The 7,561-nt window shown below is 43.6% G+C and carries 5 protein-coding genes and 1 pseudogene; 2 read left to right on the top strand and 4 right to left on the bottom strand.

Translation table 11 applies throughout. The features are described 5' to 3' along the window. Together IQ259_RS26335 and IQ259_RS26330 are read left to right on the top strand one after the other, a co-directional pair. Positions 1 to 196, top strand: a pseudogene (locus tag IQ259_RS26335) (IS630 family transposase); the annotation flags it as partial. 324 nt (positions 197 to 520) lie between these two features. Continuing rightward, entirely contained in the window at positions 521 to 1,306 is a 786-nt protein-coding gene (locus IQ259_RS26330; RefSeq protein WP_193888933.1) for an RNA polymerase sigma factor SigF, read from the top strand. Between the two features lie 95 nt (positions 1,307 to 1,401). Here IQ259_RS26330 and IQ259_RS26325 read toward each other — a convergent pair whose 3' ends face one another. From IQ259_RS26325 to cofG, 4 genes are all read right to left on the bottom strand, one after another. Further along, positions 1,402 to 1,980: a Uma2 family endonuclease gene (locus IQ259_RS26325; RefSeq protein ID WP_193888932.1), complete on the bottom strand. Its 579-nt coding sequence runs from the start codon at positions 1,978 to 1,980 to the stop codon at positions 1,402 to 1,404. A 134-nt stretch (positions 1,981 to 2,114) separates the two neighbouring features. Continuing rightward, on the bottom strand, positions 2,115 to 4,145 hold the full coding sequence (gene bchD, locus IQ259_RS26320; protein WP_193888931.1) for a magnesium chelatase ATPase subunit D: 2,031 nt from the start codon (positions 4,143 to 4,145) through the stop codon (positions 2,115 to 2,117). 166 nt (positions 4,146 to 4,311) lie between these two features. Then, complete coding sequence (gene hflX, locus IQ259_RS26315; RefSeq protein WP_193888934.1) at positions 4,312 to 6,048, bottom strand: GTPase HflX; 1,737 nt, start codon at positions 6,046 to 6,048, stop codon at positions 4,312 to 4,314. 219 nt (positions 6,049 to 6,267) lie between these two features. After that, a complete protein-coding gene (gene cofG, locus IQ259_RS26310) occupies positions 6,268 to 7,242 on the bottom strand; it encodes a 7,8-didemethyl-8-hydroxy-5-deazariboflavin synthase subunit CofG (protein WP_193888930.1) in 975 nt (324 codons plus the stop codon). Positions 7,243 to 7,561 lie beyond the last annotated feature (319 nt).

Raw genomic sequence — 7,561 nt, 5'->3', positions numbered from 1 at the left:
CTTTGCTCCTAACTGCCCATCCCAAAATCCTATAGAAGATATTTGGTTACAAGCAAAAACCTGGGTTAGACGTTTTTGCGCTTTAATTCCAACATTCTCTCATTTAAAGTGGATGTTTGAGTGGTTTCTCCGAAACACTACCTTTGATTTTCTCTCTCTCCAGATGTACGGAGCTTTTTCAGAAATCAAATACTAGTCCTATAGTAAATCTTTGTTTCGGTCAGTATGACAAATAACGATTGGGTAATTCATGCATTCTTCAGCAGAAATAGCTAGAGTTTGTTGCAAAAAATAAACATTAATTAGCAAGTAAATTCCTCTGGAAAACAAAAATTAGCGGTAACGACAGAGGGAGAGAAATCATGCGTACAAACACTGAATGCGAGAGATGACGCTGGAGTAAGTTCAGTGAAACGACGATGGTTTATTCAGCGTGGTCTAAGGAAAATAATTACAGCTTTGAAGAACATATACGCAACTCCATTTTTTCAGGAAAAGGAGTTTATACAAAGGAATTGATATGGCAGCAATTGAGTCTTCTATGCGAATTGATGGGATAGAGTTATTACACTTATACCACCAGAATCCCTCTATTAAACTTCGTAATCAACTTGTACAGTTACATACTGGCTTAGTGCGGAAGATGGCTCATAAATTCAGCCATCAATGTAATGAACCTTATGAAGATTTAGAACAAATTGGTTATTTTGGTTTAATTCGGGCGATTGAACGATTTGATCCCAGTCAAGGATATGCTTTTAGTTCCTTTGCTGTGCCATATATTCGCGGTGAGATGTTACATTTCTTGCGCGATCGCAGTACTCTATTAAAAATTCCCCGTCGTTGGCAAGAAATGTATAACGAAGGGCAAAAAATTCGTAAAGAATTGGCTTTGTCTTTGGGTCGTCCTCCCAAGGATGCGGAAATTGCCAAGCAACTGAAGGTATCTGTGCAAGAATGGCAAGAAACCAAGTTAGCGGCTCAAAATCGGATGCCTTTGAGTTTGGATGCTACAGCAGTTCATTATGTTGATTGTCAAATTACTTTAGGTGAAGCGCTTCCTTGTCCACGTTCTGCTGTGATGCAACAACAAGAAGAAGAACGCCAACAACTCCAAGGGGCTATTAATATGTTGGAAGAAAAACCTCGTATGGCAGTAGAGATGGTATTTTTAAAAGAACTGTCACGCAAAGATGCAGCTAAAAATATTGGCACTAGTCCGATGACTGTAACACGATATCTGCAAAAGGGTATTAATGATTTGATGTGTTATTTGCAGCCTCAAGCAGTAGCCACAGGGTCTTGATTGCTCAGTATCGTTTATAATTGGCTTGAGTCTGGGGATGCGTAGGCGTAGCCTGCCGTAAGTATCACTAAAAATCTTCACTATTCAAATAAATTTTAGGGATTTAAGCCAGCACGTTGAAAGATGGCGTTAGGAGTAATTTCTAATTCTGGGAACACATCATCAGTAATTATTTGATGATCTCGATAAGTTATGGGAAAGGAAGACGCTGCAAATACAGTGATAGTTCTGGCTTTTGTATCAACTACCCAAACACGAGACACACCAGCTTTAAGATAATCTGTAGCTTTTTCGGCCATGTCTCCAAAAGTTTGACCGGGTGAGATAATTTCAATAACTAATTCGGGTGTAACTGGGCAAGCTTCATCTTGCAACCAATCAGCAGCAAGAAGGTTATAAGAAACATAAGTCAAATCAGGTATGGGCATCCAATCTTGTTGATTTCGGGTTAATTTAATTGCCCACTCAATTACAACTCTTCCTTTTGCTTCTGCCCACGCAGACAATATTATGAATAAAGCACCAGTAGTCGAACCATAAAAAAATTTAGGTGACATTTCATCGTCTTTATATTTAGGAACAGCTTCACCGTTAACAAATTCGTATTTAATATCTCCTTCAGGAAGCGCGAGAAACTCATCTAAGGTTAGGGGTTGATTAGAATACTGAACCATAGGTTTTAAAAGTATGAAGTATGTTCGCTTTACAGCCCTAAGGGCATCCTACAGCAGACGTTCCCGCAGGGTAGTGTGAAATTTTGTCCTTTCACCTTCTGACTGTTGACTGTTGACTGTTAACTATTGACTACCTATCGTGATTTTAGATCAGCGATCGCACCTCTTGTCATGGCGGCGATAGCTTTATCAGTAGCTTTCGGCAAATGATAATATTTACCTCCGGCTGTTTGCGCTAGTTCTTTAGCAAAGCCTGTGGAAACAAATTTACTTTCCGTATCAATTACCAATAGCTGCATTCCCAAAGCCCGGACTCTGGCGGCAATTTCTAACAATTCCCCTTTAATATCCGGTTTTTGGTCTGGTTCTTGAGGTTCACCTAAAGAACGGGACAAGGGAATATTCCCCCGACCATCAGTTATCGCTACAACTACAACTTGACCGATATCTCCACTCATCCGAGCATTTAAACCGACGCGCACAGCTTGAGTTAAACCATGTGCTAAGGGTGAACCACCACCACAAGGTAATCTTTCCAGGCGGTTCTTTGCCAAAGCAATAGAACGTGTTGGGGGTAATAAAACTTCCGCCTGTTCTCCCCGGAAGGGAATCAACGCTACTTGGTCACGGTTTTGATAAGCTTCTGTCAACAGTTGCATCACTGCACCTTTAGCTGACTGCATCCGGTTTAAAGCCATTGAGCCAGAAGCATCTACCACAAATACTACTAATGCTCCGGCTTTACGTACCAAGCGTTTCGAGCGAATATCACCTTGCTCAACAATCACTTTTTTGTTTGGCTGTCGCTCGCGCCGTGCTTTTTGATAGGGTGCAGCGGCTCTGAGGGTAGCATCTACGGCAATACGCCGGACTTTACCCTTGGGTAACATAGGCTTAACATAACGTCCCCGGTCTTCCGAGAAAATGATGCTACGGCTACCAGATTTGCCTTGACGTTGCGCCATTTGGGCAAAATACAGCACGCTTTCATCAAGAATCACACCTTCCGGGTCAAAGATAAATTCTTCCGGGATGCTTGGTGGTTCTTGTTCTTCTTGTTCTTCTTGCTGATCTTCTTTGTCTTGTTCTTCCTCTTGTTGGTCTTGTTCTGACTCGTCTTGACTTTGGGGCGGTGGTGGCGGTGGTGGTGGTTGATCGGGTGGCGGTGTCTGGACAACAGTTGCCCGTGGTACAATTACCAGTTCGACAGCGCGGCGTAAATCTTCGGCATTTACGGTTGTGCGTCCTTCTAAGGCGGCGGCGGCTTTGGCGACGCGCACAGCAAATAACTCGGCGCGATGTCCTTGGACACCACCGCGAATGGCTTCATTAACTAAGTAGGCGATTTGGTCGTGGGTGATAGTGACTTCCTTTAACCATTCCCGCGCCAGGATAATTTGGGTTCTTAGCGAGTCGATATCTTCGCTGTACTGTTGGAGAAATTCTTGGGGAGATTGGGAAAAGGCGATCGCTTGTTCTACTGCTTGGACTCTTTGATCTAGTCCGAGTACACCATCAGCCGAGAGGGCGATCGCAATTCTATCGAGTAAATGCTCTCGCAGTGCGCCTTCTTCTGGGTTATAGGTAGCAATAAATAGGGATCTGCAAGGATGCTGAAAACTAATTCCTTCCCGCTCAATTTGGTTACGACCCTCGGATAATACTGTTAACAGCTGATTTGATATCTGCTCATCTAATAAATTGATTTCATCTACGTACAGTACACCTCGATTAGCAGAAGCGAGTAACCCAGGCTGAAAGATTGTATCTCCTTGCTTAACCGACTGTTCTACATCCACAGAACCTAAAAGTCGGTCTTCCGTAACACCCAGAGGAATTTGGACAAAAGGCGCAGGGATGATTTCTGTCGGGACATCCTGAATATCTTTATCGGCATACTCTGCCAACAGTAGATCATCCCATTCATCGGGACGACTGGGGTCGCAGTTGCTAATTGAACCTGGAACAACTTCAATCGGCGGTAGTAAGGCGTGAATAGCACGAGCCATTACAGATTTTGCCGTACCGCGACGACCTGCGATCGCCACTCCCCCTAAACCAGGATCGACCGCTGCTAACAGCAAGGCTAATTTTATTGCTTCTTGACCAACTACAGCGGTCAAGGGAAAAGAAGTGATCTTCGGAGTGATAGTAGGCGCAGGCATTGTTCGCAATATAGCTAGTCTTGGTTTGTAGCATATCAATTTTCGGCACATTATAGAATGATGAATAAATAAAGTCCGTCTAAGCGGACTTTATTTAGAAGAAATATCTTCCGACTTTTTATGTGAGAAGAGTTGTTGCTAGTTGTAAGTTAAAAAACCTAAGCATTTACCTAGAGTCAACAGCGTATTGAATCAATTGGCTAAGACGCTGGCGTAAAGTTTCTAGCCCCAAACGTTCACTTGCTGAAATGAACACAGCTAAAGGAAACTCTTCTTGAGCTATGGTTAGTGTCTCGCTGTCTACTTGGTCGATTTTGTTAAAAGCAACCAATGCAGGGCCAGGAGTCACGGGCATTGCGGCGAGGATTTCTCGCACTGAGCGAATGTGACTCAACCAAGCAGGATGAGACAAATCCACTAAATGCAGTAAAGCATCAGCTTCTGTGACTTCTTCCAAAGTGGCGCGGAAGGCATCCATTAAGGATGCAGGTAGTTCATGGATAAACCCTACTGTATCTGTAATCAGAATTTCTTGGAGTTCATCAGTTTCAGCCTGTGGAATTACCAAGCGACGTGTCGTAGGGTCAAGGGTGGCAAATAGCTGGTCAGCTGTATATACTTCAGCATTAGTCAGGGCATTAAGTAAAGTAGATTTACCTGCGTTGGTGTAACCAACCAAAGCAACTGAGGGAACTTCCTGATGTTGTCGCCTTTGCCGTAAGCGCGAACGATGAGCTTGCAACTGGTTGACTTCTTGTTGCAGTCGGGAAATCCGGCGTTGAATAGCCCGGCGTTCAGTTTCTAGTTTGGTTTCACCAGGGCCGCGAGTACCAATACCACCACCCAATCGGGACATTGCCCGACCTCTACCAGTCAGTCGCGGCAGCATATATTCTAACTGCGCGAGTTCTACTTGTAATTTACCCGCACGAGATTGAGCGCGTTGGGCAAAGATATCCAAAATAACTTCGGTGCGGTCAACTACCCGAACGCCAATTTGAGCTTCTAAGTTGCGGACTTGGGCTGGTGAAAGGTCACGGTCGAAGACAACGAGATTACATCCCAGGGTCTGGGCGGTTAAGGCGACTTCTTGCACCTTACCTTCACCAATTACTGTCTGAGGATGAATGCGCGATCGCTTTTGTTGTAATGTCTGTAGTACATCACCGCCAGCAGTATCAACTAGTCGTCCCAATTCGGCTAAGGTGTCATGGAATTGCTGGAGAGTTAACCTTTCAGTCATTACTCCCACAATTAGCACGCGATCGTGGTCAGCATCTACTTCTTCGGCGATGAATTCCCGCTGGAATTCTTCTTCTAACCCTTCTACCAAATCGATGAAGTCTTGTTCTGCCAACATATCTAAGCTCATCGGCGACGATATGCTGAAATATAGTGCTGCGTCTTGAGTTTTGAGCGCTGAGTGTTGAACTGCTACTAGTGGTTTAGTGTCTGATACTAAATGAGCTAAATAAGCTTCTTTGACATAACCTGTAGCACCACCACCACGCCGTGTAAATCCTGTTCCAGTGATGTTCAGCATAACCAACGCGTCTAGACGTTGCATTGCCATAGCGGTCAGAGCTACTTCATTTGGTGGTTCTGACTTAAGATGGGTGGCAATACAGCGAATCCCGCTGAGACGTTCTGCACCATAACGAGGCAGTTCTAGCGGTGGAATTTGCGTCTGACGCGGTGTACCTACCCCAACACGAATCACTTGTCCACGACGGTTGAGATAGGCACACACAGGTTGATTAATTTCTGTGCTAATGGCAGCCAGACGCTGGGAAAATTCAGGCGTTGTGATGCGATCGCCTGGAATACGCTGGTGGTACAGCCGCTGTAGGTGTTTTAGCTGGCTGGACTTTAAACCTTGGAGATTACCGAAAATAGTTTCTATAGGCGTTTCGACCAGTTAACTGGCCCTCCGAATCCTTCTATTATGTCTATTTTACAACAGGGTTTGGGGTGCAAGCTCTGTCTTCTGGGAGGTACGTAAGCGATCGCTTTAATTTTAGTTGTTGTTACAAGTGCGAGTGTAGAGGCGGTAATTCAATATCTAAAAATTAGCTCAATCAAAACATCAACAGGGTTAAAAAGCTCATCAAATCAATCATCCTCATTGATTTGTAATTACAAATTCTCTCCACTGTCGCACTACAGCTTGCAATTCTCCCGACAACCAACCATCAAACTGTGGATACACAGGTAAACGCGGTACTAATTCCCATCCCGCAGGCTGTAAAATTTTTCTTAATGTCTGCTCTTGTAGATGAGGATAATCAGGATTCACTTCATCTTTGGGGCTTATTCCGCCTAAATCTCTAGCACCAGCTTTCATACAAGCAAGCAACCATTGCTCATCTTTAACTAAATTTGGCGGAATTTGAATTGTAATATCTGGCGGTAGAATTTGACGTGCTTTAGCAATGACTCTCGGTAACTGATAAGGGTCAAATTGTGGTGCGTCAAAGGTTTGCTGATTTCCTGGGCTGTGAGGTTGCAAAATGACTTCTTGAATGTGATGGTGGTTTTGATGAATATTAGCGATCGCTTCTAATGTTTTCCACCTATCATCCTCGGTTTCTCCAATTCCCAAGAGCAAACCCGTGGTAAAAGGAATCTGCAACTCTCCTGCCCATTGTAATTGTTGCAGCCTCAGTTCTGGTATTTTACTTGGTGCGTGACGATGTACAGTGTTTAACAATGCTGGCGTTAATTGCTCCAACATCAAACCCATTGAAACGTTTACATTTTTCAGCTTTTGCATCTCTGCAAAGCTCAAAATACCAGCATTGGTATGCGGTAAAAACCCCATCGCCAATGCTAATTCACACAAATCATAAATCCGCTGAAACCACGCCTGACGTTGCGGCGAGTTGGGATGCACTTCACCACTAAGAATCAGAATTTCACAAACTTTCTCATTTTGCAGCCTTGTTAAAATATTTTCTGCTGCTGATAACGTCAGCCAGAGGCTTTTACCGGGGTCTGTGCGAAAGTTGCAATAGCTACAGCGATTGAAGCACTCGTAAGTTGGGACGATTGTATAAGCAGGGCTGTAGGTAACGGTAGGAAAGTTAACAATTGGCATAGATATTAAATGCTCTCGCTTAATTGTAAATATTTTTCCAAGGAAATGAAACATAAATATAAACGCTAAAACCTTTATAGAGAGCTAGTAACAGAGTTTTCGCCCAAAACAATAAAAAAATATTTCTCAAAATGCTTTACAAAACTCAATATTATGTTTAAGATATGTAACAACAAGTGGAAACACCTAAAACATACATAAACAACAGCAATCATAAAAACATGACAGCAACCTTACAACAGCGCAGCAGCGCCAACGTATGGGATCGGTTTTGCGAGTGGATCACCAGCACCAACAACCGCCTATACATCGGCTGGTT

The sequence above is a fragment of the Fortiea sp. LEGE XX443 genome, from assembly GCF_015206815.1.
GTDB lineage: Bacteria > Cyanobacteriota > Cyanobacteriia > Cyanobacteriales > Nostocaceae > Nostoc_B.
Note: the sequence above shows the minus strand (reverse complement) of the source record. Positions and strands in the feature narration are given on the sequence as shown.